Source organism: Nonomuraea sp. CA-218870, assembly GCF_050936535.1.
GTDB classification, from domain to species: domain Bacteria; phylum Actinomycetota; class Actinomycetes; order Streptosporangiales; family Streptosporangiaceae; genus Nonomuraea; species Nonomuraea corallina.
The window spans coordinates 5,362,572-5,378,082 of record NZ_JBNJMN010000001.1 but is presented as its reverse complement, the minus strand read 5'-3'; the positions used below and the strand labels follow the sequence as shown (position 1 = coordinate 5,378,082).

Annotated in this window: 11 protein-coding genes; 5 read left to right on the top strand and 6 right to left on the bottom strand. The window is 74.9% G+C overall.

Annotation, left to right across the window (positions count from 1 at the left end; all coding sequences use genetic code 11):
• Window positions 1–151 precede the first annotated feature (151 nt).
• Together glgA and ACQEUU_RS25840 are read left to right on the top strand one after the other, a co-directional pair.
• On the top strand, window positions 152–1,324 hold the full coding sequence (gene glgA, locus ACQEUU_RS25845; RefSeq protein WP_433070491.1) for a glycogen synthase: 1,173 nt from the start codon (window positions 152–154) through the stop codon (window positions 1,322–1,324).
• A 65-nt stretch (window positions 1,325–1,389) separates the two neighbouring features.
• Complete coding sequence (locus ACQEUU_RS25840; RefSeq protein WP_433070489.1) at window positions 1,390–2,868, top strand: Nramp family divalent metal transporter; 1,479 nt, start codon at window positions 1,390–1,392, stop codon at window positions 2,866–2,868.
• Here the strand turns inward: ACQEUU_RS25840 and ACQEUU_RS25835 are convergent, their stop codons facing one another.
• Entirely contained in the window at window positions 2,869–3,273 is a 405-nt protein-coding gene (locus ACQEUU_RS25835) for a nitroreductase family deazaflavin-dependent oxidoreductase (protein ID WP_433070486.1), read from the bottom strand.
• Window positions 3,274–3,417: 144 nt separating this feature from the next.
• Here ACQEUU_RS25835 and ACQEUU_RS25830 point away from each other — a divergent pair, with 144 nt between their 5' ends.
• Both ACQEUU_RS25830 and ACQEUU_RS25825 read left to right on the top strand, forming a co-directional pair.
• Complete coding sequence (locus tag ACQEUU_RS25830; protein WP_433070483.1) at window positions 3,418–9,648, top strand: CHAT domain-containing protein; 6,231 nt, start codon at window positions 3,418–3,420, stop codon at window positions 9,646–9,648.
• 182 nt (window positions 9,649–9,830) lie between these two features.
• A complete protein-coding gene (locus ACQEUU_RS25825; protein WP_433070481.1) occupies window positions 9,831–10,322 on the top strand; it encodes a hypothetical protein in 492 nt (163 codons plus the stop codon).
• 55 nt (window positions 10,323–10,377) lie between these two features.
• Here the strand turns inward: ACQEUU_RS25825 and ACQEUU_RS25820 are convergent, their stop codons facing one another.
• Window positions 10,378–10,833, bottom strand: a complete 456-nt coding sequence (locus ACQEUU_RS25820) for a hypothetical protein (RefSeq protein ID WP_433070478.1) — start codon at window positions 10,831–10,833, stop codon at window positions 10,378–10,380.
• Window positions 10,834–10,906: 73 nt separating this feature from the next.
• Window positions 10,907–11,860, bottom strand: coding sequence for a helix-turn-helix transcriptional regulator (locus ACQEUU_RS25815; RefSeq protein ID WP_433070475.1), 954 nt, complete (start codon window positions 11,858–11,860; stop codon window positions 10,907–10,909).
• Window positions 11,861–11,904: 44 nt separating this feature from the next.
• Between ACQEUU_RS25815 and ACQEUU_RS25810 the strand changes: the two genes are divergently transcribed.
• Window positions 11,905–13,044, top strand: coding sequence for an epoxide hydrolase family protein (locus tag ACQEUU_RS25810; protein ID WP_433070472.1), 1,140 nt, complete (start codon window positions 11,905–11,907; stop codon window positions 13,042–13,044).
• 1 nt (window position 13,045) lies between these two features.
• Here the strand turns inward: ACQEUU_RS25810 and ACQEUU_RS25805 are convergent, their stop codons facing one another.
• The 3 genes from ACQEUU_RS25805 to ACQEUU_RS25795 all read right to left on the bottom strand — a co-directional run bounded on the left by ACQEUU_RS25805 (window position 13,046) and on the right by ACQEUU_RS25795 (window position 15,498).
• The gene (locus ACQEUU_RS25805) at window positions 13,046–13,594 is read right to left on the bottom strand and encodes a GNAT family N-acetyltransferase (RefSeq protein WP_433070469.1); all 549 of its coding nucleotides are present in this window, start codon (window positions 13,592–13,594) and stop codon (window positions 13,046–13,048) included.
• Window positions 13,595–13,637: 43 nt separating this feature from the next.
• Window positions 13,638–14,405, bottom strand: coding sequence for a sirohydrochlorin chelatase (locus tag ACQEUU_RS25800; protein ID WP_433070466.1), 768 nt, complete (start codon window positions 14,403–14,405; stop codon window positions 13,638–13,640).
• Between the two features lie 160 nt (window positions 14,406–14,565).
• Complete coding sequence (locus ACQEUU_RS25795) at window positions 14,566–15,498, bottom strand: SPFH domain-containing protein (RefSeq protein WP_433070463.1); 933 nt, start codon at window positions 15,496–15,498, stop codon at window positions 14,566–14,568.
• Window positions 15,499–15,511 lie beyond the last annotated feature (13 nt).

Below are 15,511 nucleotides of genomic sequence, written 5' to 3'. Positions count from 1 at the left end.
CCCAAACGCGCGATCTATCGACGTAACTCCGTCCGGTTTCATCCCATGTTGTCCGGCTTTAACCTCTGATGTACGCCATCAGACACCTGTTCTTGCTGTCCGAGCGCCTGTCGCCGTGCCCGGCGGTCCCGCCGCCTCGTAAGGTCGAGGCATGCGTGTGGATCTGCTCAGCCGCGAGTACCCGCCGGAGGTCTACGGCGGTGCCGGCGTGCACCTGGAATATCTCTCCCGCGAGCTGCGCGAGCTCGCCGACGTGCGGGTGCGGTGCTTCGGCGCCGCCAGGGACGAGCCGGGGGTGTCGGCCTACCGGACGCCGGCCGAGCTCGCGCGGGCGAACGCGGCGCTGCAGGTGCTCGGCGTGGACCTGGAGATCGCCGCCGCCTGCGAGGGCGCCGACCTGGTCCACTCCCACACCTGGTACGCGAACTTCGCCGGGCACGCCGCCAAGCTGCTCCACGGCGTCCCGCACGTGGTCACCACCCACAGCCTGGAGCCGTTGCGCCCGTGGAAGGCCGAGCAGCTCGGCGGCGGCTACGCGATCTCGTCCTGGGCCGAGCGGACCGCGCTGGAGGCCGCCGACGCGGTGGTGGCGGTGTCGGCGGGCATGCGCCGCGACGTGCTGGCCGCCTACCCGCAGATCGACCCGGCCCGGGTGAGCGTGATCCACAACGGCATCGACACCGTCGAGTACGCCCCGGACGAAAACCACCAGGTCCTGAAAAAGCATGGCATCGACCGTGACAGGCCGTACGTCATCTTCGTCGGCCGGATCACCCGCCAGAAAGGGCTGGTCCACCTCCTGCGCGCGGCGCGGTCCTTCGCCCCCGACGCGCAGCTCGTGCTCTGCGCCGGCGCGCCCGACACGCCGGAGATCGCCGCGGAGGTGACCGCGCTGGTGCGCGGCCTCGACCGCAAGGGCGTCGTCTGGATCTCCGAGATGCTGCCCAAGCCCGAGGTGATCCAGCTGCTCACGCACGCCACGGTGTTCGTCTGCCCGTCGGTCTATGAGCCGATGGGCATCGTCAACCTCGAGGCCATGGCGTGCGAGACGGCCGTCGTGGCGACGGCCACCGGCGGCATCCCCGAGGTGGTGGCCGACGGCGAGACGGGCCTGCTGGTCCCGATCGACCAGGGCCCCGACGGCAGCCCGCACGACCCCGAACGGTTCGCCGCCGACCTCGCCGAGCGGGTGAACGCGCTGCTCGGCGACCAGGAACGGGCCCGCGCGATGGGGATCGCCGGGCGGCGGCGCGCCGTGGAGCACTTCTCCTGGCCCGCCGTCGCCCGCCGCACGATGGAGCTCTACACCTCGCTGCTGCTGTGACATAGGTCTCATTTGGGCCTTGTCCCGCCCGCCGTACGGGATCACCCTGACGGCAGGAGGCAGAGATGTCGCATCCGCTCGGAGTCAGCCGCCCGGACCTCGAAGTCACCGACCTGCCCACGCCGGAGGAGGTCTTCAAGGTCCCCCGGCTCGGCGTCAAGGAACTGATCAAATTCGCAGTGGGGCCGAGCCTCATCGCGCTCGGCATCTCCATCGGCAGCGGGGAGTGGCTGCTCGGCCCGCTCAGCGTCGGGCAGTTCGGCTTCGTCGGGGTCGGCTGGGTCATCCTGGTCTCGGCCGTGCTCCAGACGTTCTTCAACGTCGAGTGCGCCCGCTACGTGACGGCCACCGGCGAGGCCCCCGTGGTCGGCTGGGGACGGGTGCCGCCGGGCTGGAAGCTGTGGATCCCGCTGTCGGTGTTCGTCGTCATCTTCGCGTTCATCGCCGGCGGCTGGGCCGCCTCGGCCGGTCAGGGCGTGTACGCGCTCGTCCACGGCGAGATCGCGCCCGCCGGGGCCGAGGAGCCGCGGCTGTGGGCCATCGCGCTGCTCGTGCTGGTCTTCCTGATCACCGCGGCGGCCCGGCGGATCAGCCGCGCCCTCGAACTGGCCAACTGGGTCATGGTGGGCGGCATCCTGATCGCCCTGCTGCTCGTCGACCTGCTCGTGGTGCCGTGGGAGCTGTGGTGGGAGGGCATCAGGGGCTTCTTCACCCCGGCCGCGCCGCCCCCAGGGATCACCGCCACCCAGCTCGGCGGCCTCGCCGGGTTCACCGCCCTGGCCTCCGGGCTGAACTGGTACGTCATGGGCCACTACCGCGACAAGGGCTACGGCATGGGCCACCGCGCCGGCTTCATCGCGGGCCTGCGCGGCGACCGGCGCGAGATCCTGGCCAGCGGCGTCACCTTCCCCGACGACGAGCGCAACCGCGGCTTATGGCGCCGCTGGTACCGGCTGATCATGGTCGACATGTGGGGCGTGTTCTTCGTCGGCGCCATGCTCGGCATGCTGCTGCCGACGATCCTCATGGCGCACGCGGTCAACCTGTCGGGCGAGCAGCCGACCCGCGCGAACGTGCCGACGTTCGTCGCCGCCGCGCTCGGCGACGAGTACGGGCAGACGATCTTCTTCATCGCGCTGGCCGTGGGCGTGCTCATCCTGTTCAGCACGCAGCTCGGCATCTTCGAGGCGATGGTACGGGTCGCCACCGACGCCGCCCACGCCACCAGTCCGCGGCTGCGCCGGCTGGTCGAGGGCGACCCGCGCCGGTTCTACTACCCGTTCATGATCCTGCTGCTGGTCGTGATCTCGATCGTCATCCACCTGTCGCTGCCGGTGGCGCTGGTGGAGTGGTCGGCCAACATGTCCAACCTGGGCGCGCTGATCTACCCGTTCCTGCTCATGTACCTGAACAGCAGGCTGCCCAGGCCGGCGCGGGCGCGCTGGTGGCACCACGTGATCCTGGCGCTCAACTTCCTGTTCTTCGGGTTCTTCTTCGTCAACTTCATCGCGGACTTCGTCGGCGAGCCGCTGGTGACGTTCTGATCAGCGGAGAGGCTCCAGGACGACCACCGGGATCTTGCGGTCGGTCTTCTTGGTGTAGGAGTCGTAGTCGGGCCACGTGGCGGTCATCAGCCGCCACAGCTCCGGACGCTCCTCGTCGTAGGCCGTGCGGGCGCGCGCCTTGAACCGGTCACCCTTGACCTGCACCTCGACATCGGGGTTGGCGGCCAGGTTCTTGTACCAGTCGGGATGCGACGGGTCGCCGCCCTTGGAGGCGACGATCACGAAGTCGTCGCCGTGGCGCTGGTAGATCAGCGGCGTCGTGTACGGCTCGCCGGAGTTGCGGCCCTTCGTGGTCAGCAGGAGGACCGTGGTGCCGTTCCAGTCGTGTCCTTCGGCGCCGTCGGTCTCGCGGTAACGCCGGACGTGTTCCTTGCCATAGAGCATGCCTCTGGCTCTACCCCGGCTCGGGCGGCATTCACCCGGGCTCGTCCGTACGAGGCCCCCGCCGCGAGAGCGGCCCGGCCAGGTGCGGCGGTTCGCGCGGGCGGTCCTGTACGGGAAGGACGCGCCGATGAGAGCCTTAGCCCCATGAAAGATCCGGCCGGGACGCTCGCTGCCCGAATCGAGGAGTTCGAGCGGGCGGCAGACCCCCGGCTGGTGCTGGACGACGCGGCGCTGGACGACGCGGGGGAGGCCATGCTGGCCTGCTCCGGCGATGCCCGCGACGCGGCCGTCTGGCGGCTCGTCGGCGCGCTCCACCTGGCCCGCTACCGGCTCGACCCGGAAGAGAGGGACGAGGCGGCCGTGGCGGGCGTGTTCTTCGCCGCCGTGGCCGTGCTCGACCCCGACGGGCTGCCGGCCCGGCTGCGCGGGCCGCACGTCCCCGCCGACGGCTCCGCCGAGACCTGGGCGGGCCTGGCGGAGCAGGTCTTCCGCCACGTGGACGTGGACGCCTACCCGCACGTGGGCCTGCTCCTGCACGCCATACTCCGGCGCGCGCTCGCCGCGCCCACGGCCGACGTGTGCGACCGGCTCGGGCGGGTGCTGCTGGAAGAGGCCCTGAACGTGCCCGAACCCGCCTGGGCCGCCGAGGCACTGGCCATCCTCGGCGACGGCATGGTGCGGCTGCACGCGACGACCGGCGACGGCGGCGCGCTCGACGACGCCGTGCACGTCCTGTTCCGGGCCGCGCTCGCCGACTCCGTGCACGTCACGGACCTGGCCGCGGCGCTCGGCCACGCCCTGCCCGGCGACACCGCCCTGATCCGGGCCCATCTGCTGGCGGCGGGACGCCCGCCCGGACCCGAACGCTCGGCGGCCCTCCTGGACCTGCTCGACCTGGCGGGCGCCCGCGCCTCCGACTCCCGCGCCGACGGCGACCTGCTGGCGCTGCTGCGGGTGGGACAGGCCTGCCTCGACCACTGGCACGAGATCGGCGCCCACCCCGAGGTCCTGTCCCGCTACGGCGCGGCGCTGGTCGAGTGGTACGTGGTCACGGGCGACGTCCGCTCCCTGGAAGCCGGCCGCGACATGCTGGCCGCCCTCCCGCCGACGCACGACTGGCGGGCCGCCGTCGCGTGGCAGGCGCCGGCGGGGCCCGGGATGCCGGGGCCCGGCCGGTGGGCCGAGCTGATGACCTACCTGGGCTCGCCCGAGGCCGGCCGCTCCGTCCGGCCGGACGACCCGGCGATCCGGCTCGACCTGCTCGGCCTGCGCCACTGGCGGCGCTACGGGAAGACCGCGGACCCGGCCGACCTGGAGATCGCCGTCCAGACGCTGCGGCAGGCGGTGGTACGCGCCCCGGACCGGCATCCGGAACGGCCCGCGTTCCTGACCGACCTCGCCGCCGTGCTCACCCACCGCGCCACCACCACGTCCCGGCTGGGACCTGAGGTTCCCTCGGCCGGGTCGGAGGATGGGTGGTCGGCGGCGGCTCCTCGTGGGGTATCTCCCGCTGGGCCGGATCGCCTGGGACCTGGGGGTGCTCCCGCCGGGTCGGGTGATGCGTGGTCGCGCCTTTCCGCCGCGTGGCCGGCGGGCGCGAACCCGGTCGTCTCCGCCGCCGTTTCCGCTGCCAGGGCCGCGGTCGCGGCCTGCCCCGCGGGTCATCCTCAGCGAGCCCGCGCGCTTCTCCTGCTCGGCCAGGCGCTCTGCCTGGGCCTCACCTCGCGCACCGCCGCCGAGGCCGAGGCGGCCCTGCGGGAGGCGCTCGCGGCCGAGAACGATCCGCGGTTCCTGGCGGAGGCGTACGCGGTGCTGTCGGACGTGCTGCGCCGCCGCGCCACGGCGGCCGGAGACCAGCCCTCAGCCCGCCCCGCCGACCAGGGCCCAGCCGGGCCGGTTGAGCGGGGTGTCGCTGGGGTCGGTGATGGGGAGGAGCCCGTTCGCCTGGACAGTAACGGCGGTGGGCCGCTGGCGGGCCGGTTCGCCGACCTGGACGAGGCCGTCCGGGCGGCCCGTGAAGCCGCCGACATGGCCCATCTCGCCGCCAAGGCCCACGCCGCCCTGATCCCGGATCCCGCAGCGCCACCCTCGGCGGACCCGCCGGCCTCGAAGGACGGCCCGCCGCCGAGGCCGGCCACGCTGCCGACGCCGGCCACCGCACCGGGGTCGGCGACGCCGCCAGGGCCGGCAACGCATCAAGGGCCGGCCGGGACACCGGGGTCGGTAACGCATCCGGGGCAGGCCGGGACGCCGGGGCTGGTCACCGCGCCGGGGCTGGTCGTGCCGCCGGGGCCGCGGGTGCCGCCGGTGCTGGTCAAGGGGCTGCTGACGCGGTTCGTCGTACGGGGCGACGAGCGGGACCTGGTCGAGGCACTGGAACTCGCCGGGGACGTGACCGGCGGCGATCCCGAGCTCACCTCGCTGCTCCGCCTGGCCGTCGGCGGCCTGGACCGGGCGCCGGACGCGACGCAGGCCGAGGCGGCGACCCGGCTGGCCCTGATGGTCGACGACGAGGAGACGATCCAGGACCTGCTCCGGCTCGGCGAACGCCACGCCACGGCGTCCGCGGCCCCGGCGAACTCTCCCGCCGGCCGGGACCGGGCCGGCGCCGTGGCCGCAGGGGAGTTCCTGCTGGGCGCGGCCTCCGGGATGGCCGGAAGGGGACGGGGCAGGACCGCGGTCGGGCTGCTGGAGCGGGCCGCCCAGGCGTTCGCCGAGGCGGGCGAGGCGGCCCGGACGGCGGACGCGTACTCCCTGATGGGGCGCGAGCACGAGGAACTCGGCGCGTGGGAGGCCGCGCTGCGGGCGTTCGAACGCGCCGCCGACGGCTACCGCGCCCTCGGACGCGCCGGCGAGGAGGCGGCCCGGCGTGCCGCCATGGGCGACGCCTGCGCCGGGGCGGGGGAGCCGCGCCGCGCCGCCGCCTGCTACCAGCGGGCCGCCGACCTGTGCCGGGAGGCGGGCCTCGACGTGGACGAGGCCGCGTACCAGGAACGCGCCGCCTTCGCCTACCTCGACGCCGGCGACCACGCGGCGGCGCTGGAGCGCGCGGGCCGCGCCCGTGAGCTGCACCTGGCGCGCGGCGACGCGGAGCGGGCCGCGCGGGCGCTCGTCCCGGGCGCGCGGGCCGGAGCCGCGCTGGGCCACCTGCCCGCCGCCGCGGAGCTGATCAGCACCTGCGCCTCCGAGCTGGAGGCCATCGGCAAGTGGGACGACGCCTGCCAGGCGCTGGACGGGCACGCGCTGCTGCTGTACGACCTCGGGCACGCCGATCACGCGGCCGCCTGCGAGGCCGCCATCGTGGACGTGGTGCGCCGGCGCGGCCGGCGGCGCGACCCCGCCGACGAGTGGTACCACATCGCCCGCCGCCGCCTGTCCCGCGGCGACGTGCCGGGGGCCAGACGGGCGTTCGAGCGGGCCGAGCGCGCCTACAACCAGCTCGGCCACCAGGACGGCGTCGCCGCCGTGCGCCACCACCTCGGGGTGATCGGGTTCACCGGCGCCGGGATGGAGCAGGCGGCACAGGACTTCGGGACGGCGGCGGACGCGTTCGCGGCCATGGGCGACCCGGAGCGTGAGGCGGCCGCCCGTACCCTGCGCGCCGCCTGCCTGGTGGAGCTGCGCCGCTACGAGGAGGCCTCGGCGGAGCTGGACCGGGCGGCGGGCCCCGCGGTCGCGCAGGGCGATGTCGCCGCGCTCTTCTCCATCGCCCTGGTGCGCGCCGGCGCCGAGCTGCGCTCCGGCCACCAGGACCGGGCCAGGGACCGGCTCCGCGCCGCTCTGGGCCTGGCCGCCGGCGATCCGCTGCGGGAAGCGGTCGTCCACGAACGCCTCGCGGCCGTCCACGCGGACGACCCGGCGTCGGCGGCCGAGCATCTGGGCCTGGCCGTCGACGGCTTCCGCGCCACCGGGCGCACCGGGCAGGCCGCGCTCGTCTCGCTGCGTCTCGGCTTCGCGCTGGAGGAACGCGGCGACCTGCGCCGGGCGCGTAAGGCGCTGGAAGAGGGGCTCAGCACCGCGGTGACCGTACCTGAGGGGGACGCCCCGTACGAGGTGATTCCCGCCGGGGTAGCGGACCCGGCCGTGCTGGTGCGGCTGGCCGAGCTGCAGTTCGCGGCCGGGGAAGTGGCGCGCGGCCGGGCGGCGCTGGCGCAGGCGCTGGCGGCGGTGCGGCGCGGCGGCGAGGACCCGGCGCTGGCGGAGCGGCTGGCCGAGCGGGTGCGCATCGAGGACGCCGAGGAGGCGGGTGACCTGCCCGGCGCGCTCGCGCTGGCGCGGCAGGCGGCGAGTGAGGCGCGCGACCCGGGCCGCAGGTCCGCGCTGCTGGCCAAGCTCTGCGCGCTCGCGCTGGCGGCGGGGGATCCGCAGGCCGCCTACACCTACGCGGCGCGGGGATGCGACCTGCGCGACGACCTGCTGGCCGAGCACCTGCGCGGGCGCGGCGCCGCCGCCGGAGCGCTGGGGCGCACGGCGGAGGCGATCGGCCACCTGACGGAGGCCGTCCGGGTGGCGCGCGAGTCGGGGCAGGCGATGCCGGTGCGCCTGGTGGCCGCACTCGGCGCGCTCGGCGCGGCGCTGGCCGAGGACCGGCGCTGGGCCGACGCCGGGGCGGTGCTGGCCGAGGCGCTCGCGCTCGCCGCCGGTCCCGCGTGGCGCGGTATGCGGGCGTCGCTGCTGGCCACCAGGGCGGGCACGCGGTCGCGGCAGGGGGACGCGGACGAGGCCGCGGCCCTGTACCGGGAGGCGCTGGCGCTCGGGGAGGCCGCGGGCGACGACGCGACGGTGGCCACGGCCTGCCGCGAGCTGGCCCGGATGCACGCGGCCGGCGGCGAGCGGGACAGCGCGGTGCGGCTCGCCGAACGGGCGCTCGGCATCGACCGGGCCCGCGGGCGTCAGCGGGCCGTGGTACGCGACCTGATCGCGCTGGGACGGCTCGGCGACGGCGACCGGCTGGCGGAGGCGCTGTCGCTGGCCCGGCGGATCGCCTTCGCCGAAGGTCAGGCCGTGGCGCTGGCCGAACTGGGCGCGCTGGACCTGCGCGCCGGGCGCTTCACCGCCGCCCGGGATCACGCGTCGGCGGCCGTCGACCTCCTCGAAGCCGCATCCCGCCCGGGCCCGGACACACCGGGGCATGCGGGTGCCTACACGACGGCAGGGGAGGCCGGGGGAGAACCGGCGAGCGCGTACGCGACGACAAGGGAGGCGGGGGAAGAACTGGCGGGCGCGTACGCGACCAGGGCGGTGGCGCGGGAGGAGCTGGGCGATCTGGCGGAGGCGCTCGCCGACGCCGAGCGCGCCGCCGACCTGCACGATCCCCGTTCGGCGGCCGCCGGGACGCTCCGCGCTCAAGCGGTGCGGCTGGCCGTGCGCCTGGGCCGGGCGGCCACGGCCTGGTCCCACGCGGAACGGGCGCGGGAGTCGTTCCCCGGCCCGGAGGACGAGGTCGCGCGGGCTGTCGGCGAGGACGCCCGGCGGCTCGCGGGCGTGCTCCCGGAGGCCACCGGCGTGCTCGCCTTCCACGTCGGGGACCGCGTGAGCGTGGTGGCGCACCGCGACGGCTGGGAAGGGCCGCGGGTGTTCGGCACGTCCGCCGGGCCGGAGCTGCTCGCCGAGTTCGCGGCGACGGCCGGTGACGGCGGGCGGGCCGAACTGTGGCGGGTGGTCGCCGATCTGCTGCTGGGTGACGCGGTCGAGGCGCTCGGCGACGACCTCGACGTGCTGTACCTGCTGCCGCACGGCCGGCTGCACGGGCTGCCGCTGCACGCGCTCGCCCCGGACGGGCGGCCGCTGCTCGACCGATACGCCGTGGCGTACGCGCCGTCCGCCGCCACGCTCGCCCGGCTGGCGCTGCGCCGCACCCGCCACGGCGGCAGGTCGCTGGTGGCCGGAGAAGGGGAGGAGGCCGAGGCGGCCGCCGCGGCGCTGGGCGTCCCGCCGGTCACCGTCTCCGCCCGCGACCTGGAAGGCGTCTGGGGCGCCGTGCACCTGGCCTGCCGGGCCGCCTACGACGGCGCCGACCCGTACGCCTCGGCGCTCCTGCTGCCTGGCGGGCCGCTGACCGCCCGCGCGCTGGCGGAGCTGCGGATCGAGGCCCGGCTGGTCTCCGTGGGCGGCTGCGAGCAGGCGCCCGCCGGCGCGGGCGCGACCGCGCTCGGCCACGCTCTGCTCCGCGCGGGCGCGTCCGCGGCGCTGCTGCCGCAGTGGCCGGTGCGCCCGGAGGTGGCGCGGACGCTGCTGCCGTCCTTCCACGCCGGGCTGGCCACCGGCGGCCCGGGAAAGGCACTCAGGGCCGCGATGCTCGAATCACGTGAGCGGTACGGGGCCTCGCGCCCGGACCTGTGGGCCCCCTACGCCCTGATCGGGCTGGCGGCCTAGCGGCGTACCGAGAGCTGCCTCACCGATGGCCTGAGCGCCGTCCATCGAGAAAGGTAAGATCAGGAAACACGTGGGCAAGTCTCCCGCGCGAACTCTGACCGCCCACGCGGGTGCGCGTCGTCGGCCAGGCCGCGAGCACGGCCTGGCCCCGCGCCGATCACCCGACCGTCAGGGAGGTCCCCATGTCCTTGATCCCTCGGTGGGCGGGCCGCCGCTGGAGAGGCTGGTGGATCGCGGGCACGGTCACCGCGGTTCTCCTGAGCGCGGCCGTGATGCTGATCGCGCTCGCCTTCCCGTCCGTCGCGGCCACCACCTGTCCCGGCTGTTACGGCCTCGAGCGGCTCCAGCCGGGCGTGTACGCCGAACCCCGTCTGGCGCCGGCCGAGCGCCGGCGCGTGGCCGAGGTGGTCGAGCAGGCGAACCGGCGGGTACGCGACTTGGAACTGCACGCCCGTCTGGACGGCGCCGACGTCCCGCAGTGGTTCAACGAGGGCCTGGCCGTCCTGGTCAGCGACGACATATACGCCGAAGCCGCCTGCCAGGTGAGTCGCTGGGCGGAGGCGAACGGCGGCGAAGAGGCCGTGCCGGCGCTCATCGAACGGCTGTCGAAGGGACAGGCCTTCCCCGACCTCCGGACGCCGGCCGCGACCACGGCTCCCTCGCCGTCTTCCTGACCGGTGAACGCGCGGGGCTCGGTCGTCGTCCGGTCCTGACGGCGCCCCCGCCGGCTCAGAGGTAGGGGCGCGCGACCGTCACCAGCTCGGACGGGGCGTCGCGGGTGTGGACGTCGACGGCCGTCTCGGGGGTGCGCTCGCGGACGTCGCGGTCGCGGATGGTGAACACGGCGGGTGGCGCCCCGGCGTCGCCGTAGCGGGCGTCGACGGCCGAGGCGATCGCCACGCGCAGGTCGGCCACCACCTCGCGGGCCGCGTGAGCGCCGCACGTCGCCGCCAGATGGCCCAGCATCCCGGCGAAACGCGACTCGGTCTCGGCGGCGGGGCGCTGCCCGGGCAGCACCGGGCGGTCGAGCCAGAACACCTTGCCCGTGAGGAAGGCGTCGTAGCTCGCGCCCTCGTGGCCGAGCGTGCGCGCCGCGCCGGCGAGCAACTCGCCGAACTCCGTCAGCTCGGCCCCGGGTGGCAGGTCGGTGGTGACGAACAGGGGCACGATCAGCGCGTCGAGCATGGGCCATCCCTCCGTGAGGAGCCTCATCGTAGGGCCCGCCACCGACAATTCCCCGCGCCGACACCCTGGCGGCTCAACCGCCCGCAGCCTCCGTCAGCCGGCGGGCCAGCACCCGCAGGTGCGCCGCCAGCTCGGGCGGCTCGTGCACCTCGAAGGCCATCCCCAGCGACACCATCCAGAACGCCAGCTCGTCCAGCGAGTTCGCGCCGCTGGTCAGCAGGCAGCTCTCCGCGTCCAGCGGCTCCACCACGGCCACCGAAGGCCCCATGCGCGCCGCGACCGCCTGCGCCGGCGCCCGCACGGTGACCCGGCACCGGTAGCGGTACGGCGCGCTGGAGATCTTGTGTGAGATGTAGGCCGCCAGGTCCTCGGCGGGCGGCCGGCGCGGCGTGAACCGCGGCCCATTCGGCGTCCGCAGCCGCAGCCGGTCCACCCGGAACACCCGCCAGTCGGCCCGCCCCGGGTCGAACGCCACCAGATACCAGCGCCGTCCCGAGGCCACCAGCCGGTGCGGCTCCACCAGGCGCTCGCTGGACGTGCCGTCGCCGGACTCGTAGCCGAAGCGCAGGCTCTCGTGGTCGCGGCAGGCGGCCGCGATGGCCGACAGCGTGTCCGCTCCGACCGGCGCCGTCCCGCCGGTCAGCGGCACGGTCATCGACTGCAGCGCGTTCACCCGGTGCCGCAGCCGGGACGGGAGCACCCGTTCCAGCTTGGCCAGCGCCCGCACAGAGGTCTCCTCGATGCCCGCGACGCTGCCCTGCGCGGCCGTGCGCAGCCCGACGGCCACCGCCACCGCCTCCTCGTCGTCGAGCAGCAGCGGAGGCAGGTCGCCGCCCGCGCCGAGCCGGTAGCCTGGCACGCCCGCGGTCGCGTCCACCTGGTAGCCCAGCTCGCGCAGCCGTTCCACGTCGCGGCGGACGGTACGGCCCGACACGCCGAGCCGCTCGGCCAGCTCCGATCCCGGCCAGTCGCGCCGCGTCTGCAGCAGGGACAGCAGTCTCAGCAAGCGGGCGGAGGTCTCCAGCACACCTAGGATCGTAGCTGTCCTAACCGGGTCCTAGCGTTGCGGGCATGAGTCACGACATCCGACCTTTCCGCATCGACATCCCCCAGGCCGACCTGGACGACCTGCGCGAACGCCTCGCCCGCACCCGCTGGCCCGACGAGCTGGACGGCGCCGGCTGGTCGTACGGGGTGCCGGTCCCGTACGCGCGAGCCCTCGCCGAGTACTGGCGCACCGGCTTCGACTGGCGCGCCCAGGAGGCCGCGCTGAACGCGTTCCCGCAGTTCACCACCGAGATCGACGGCCAGAACGTGCACTTCCTGCATGTGCGCTCGCCGGAGCCGGACGCGCTGCCCCTGCTGGTCACGCACGGCTGGCCGGGATCGGTGGTCGAGTTCATGAACGTCATCGGCCCGCTCACCGACCCGCGCGCGCACGGCGGCGACCCGGCCGACGCCTTCCACGTCATCGCCCCGTCCATCCCCGGATTCGGCTTCTCCGGTCCCACCCGCGAGCGCGGTTGGGACCTGGCCAGGGTCGCGGCCGCCTGGAAGGAGCTGATGGGCCGCCTGGGCTATGAGCGGTACGGAACGCAAGGCGGCGACTTCGGCGCCGCGGTCTCGCCCGAGGTGGGCAGGCTCGACCCGGGGCGGGTCGTGGGCGTGCACGTCAACGGCGGTCTCGGGTTCCCGAGCGGCGACCCGGCCGAGCTGGAGGGCCTGACCGAGGCCGAGCAGGCCCGGCTCGCCCGGTACGGCGACCAGGACGCCGTCGGGTACGCGATGATCCAGGCCACCCGGCCGCAGACGCTCGCGTACGGCCTGCACGACTCCCCGGCGGGGCAGCTGGCCTGGATCGCCGAGAAGTTCAAGGAGTGGACCGACCCGGCCCGCGAGCTGCCCGAGGACGCCGTCGACCGGGACCAGCTGCTCGCCAACATCAGCGTCTACTGGCTGACCGGCACCGCGGGCTCGGCGGCCCGCATCTACAAGGAGAGCGCGCCGGCCTGGGGGAAGCCGCCGGAGCCGTCGGCGCTTCCGCACGGGGTGGCCGTCTTCGCCGGCGACCCCGGCATCCGCCGCTTCGCCGAGCGCGAGCACAAGGTCGTGCACTGGTCGGAGTTCGACCGCGGCGGCCACTTCGCCGCGATGGAGGCCCCCGACCTGCTGGTGGGGGACGTCCGGGCGTTCTTCAGGCTGGTCCGCTGAGTCAGCGGCCGGGCCAGTCGTCCTCGACGGCGGCGTGGATCACCGAGTCGCGCCAGCCGTCAGGGGTCGCCACGTGGTGGCGCAGGACGCCCTCCTCGACCATGCCCGCGGTCAGCATGGCCAGCTGCGCGGGCAGGTTGGAGGGCGCCCGCGCGCCCCAGATGCGGTGCAGGCCGAGCTGTTTGAAGCCGAACCCCAGCAGCAGCCGCACCAGGTCGGTGCCCATGCCGCGGCCCCAGTGGTCGGGACGCAGGCCCAAGCGGATCTCGGCGCAGTGCGGCTGCTCGGCGTCGATGTGGAGCCGGGCGGTGCCGATCAGCTCCTGGTCCGCGGCGTCGAGCACCGCCAGCGCGTACAGCAGGCGCGGTTCCCGGGCCGCGGCCGCCGTGGCCTCGCGCACCACCTCGGCGACCTGTTCGAGCGTACGGGGCGCGAACGGCATGTGCTCGGTCGCGGCCGGATCCCCGTAGATCGCATGCAGCGGTGCGATATCCGCCTCAACGACCTCACGAAGCCACAGACGCTCACCTTTGCACACGACCTCGCACATGGGCCGACGGTAACGCCACTTCAGTGATCTCTACAAGACCATGTCAAGTGGCGAGTTGACTACCGTAGGCGCGGGCGACGAGTTCGGCGATCATGCTGTGCGCGCCGATCGGCTCCGCGTGGCCGGCGCCGATCGCCTCGGCGGCGTGTCCGACCAGGTCGGCGGGGGCCTCGTCGCCGATCATGCAGGGCGCGACGGCCAGCCGGGCGGCTCCGGCAGCGCGCAGCCGGTCCGCGGCTACGGTGACGCCGGGTTCCTTGTCAAGCGAGGCGGCCACCACCGGCAGCGTCAGCCGGGAGGCCAGCAGCACCGCCGTCGCCTGGGCGGCGTGCACCGCCGGCTCGCCGCCGACCATGCCGAGGATGACCGCGTCGACGGGGCTGGAGACGTTGAGCAGGCGGACCCGGTCGGCCCTGGCCAGGCCGCGCTCGGCCAGCTTGATGTGGAGCACCTCGGCGAGCAGCGGGTGCGGGCCGAGCGCGCCCGTCACGACGGCGGCCGAGCCGCTGTCGGCCACGGTCTGGTGGAGGGGGCCGAGCACCGCGGGATCGTCCCAGGTGAGCAGGGGCACGACGACCGCGTCCCGGTCCGCCGGCAGCGCCGGGGCCAGTTCGTCCACGGCGGTGAGCCGTACCTCGATCTGGGGGTTGTCGACGCGCACGACGGCGGCGATCTCCGCCGCCACGCCTGAGGCGCCGCCGGGCGCCGCGAGCACGAGAACGGGCGCGTCCGGTGGCAGGGACGTGGGGACCGGCCGGCGGTGGCGGCCCCCGCCCGGGCGGGGGGAACGTTCGCGTACAGGGAGGCTCACAGGCGCGCAGTTTATGCGTATTCGGCCGATCAGGTTCCGGGAATCGGCGGCGATTGCATTACGACGGGCATGCTTGTGACCGAGATCACATCGTGACGCCGCCGCTCATCGACCGAGGAGTCGTGGCTCGCCCGCGCCCCTGTCCCGGGCGAGCCACGGTCTAACGGGAAGGCACCACGACCGCGTCCTGGTTGCCCGGGGCGTAGACGGTGATGCCCTGCGGGAGCGACTTGAGCTTGTCGATCTCGGCGCAGGCGGGACACCTGTCGTAGCCGTCCTGCCTGGCCTGGTTGGCCCTGGCCTCCGCCTCGGCCTGGGCCACCCGCGCCCGCGCCTCCGACACGGCGGCGCCGGCCGCCAGCGAGCGGTCCACCGACTTCTGCACCTCGGCGGGGAGCGTCACCCTGGACAGGGAGAAGGTCATGCCGGCGAAGAACGCGCCGCCCAGCGTGCGCGGCAGGTCCCGGGCGAGCGCCGCGTTGACGCCGTCCTGCACCGCCTTGATGCTCGGGTCGCTGTCCCGCGGCCGCAGGGCCGAGTTCTCCAGCAGCGAGCACGACGTCACCAGCTCGGCGCAGCGCCGGGCGCCGACCTCGGCGCGGAGCGCGTTGTCGATCACCGGCCGGACCGCCTGGCCGAAGAACGCGGTCCACCCCTCGTCGCCGTCCCACGCGTACAGGAAGGAGTCGTCCTCGGCGCGGAAGGTACGCGTCCCGTACCTGTCGTCGAACACCTTCAACGTCGCCGGGTCCAGGTTGAGGGTGAAGTAGAGGGTGCCTTCGACGCCCAGGTTCACGCCGTCGCTGCTGGGCACCGTCACCACGTCCACGCCCAGCGTGGTGGCGCGCCGGGCGTCGGCGGTGATCGTGTAGAAGCGCTGCTGCGCCGGGTACGGGTGCACCGACGACCAGAGGCCGGTCCAGGTCAGGCCGGAGCCCGGCGGGATGACCTGGCGGACCCGGGTGTCGTCGAACCAGCCGCCGTCGCGGACGACGGCCACCTCTCCGGCGCCGGTCCGCTCCAGCCCCCCGACGACTCCGACGAGCGACGGCACGCAGATCAGCGCGGCGATCACGAGCAGAGTGGTGCGCATGGTGGTCCTCCCC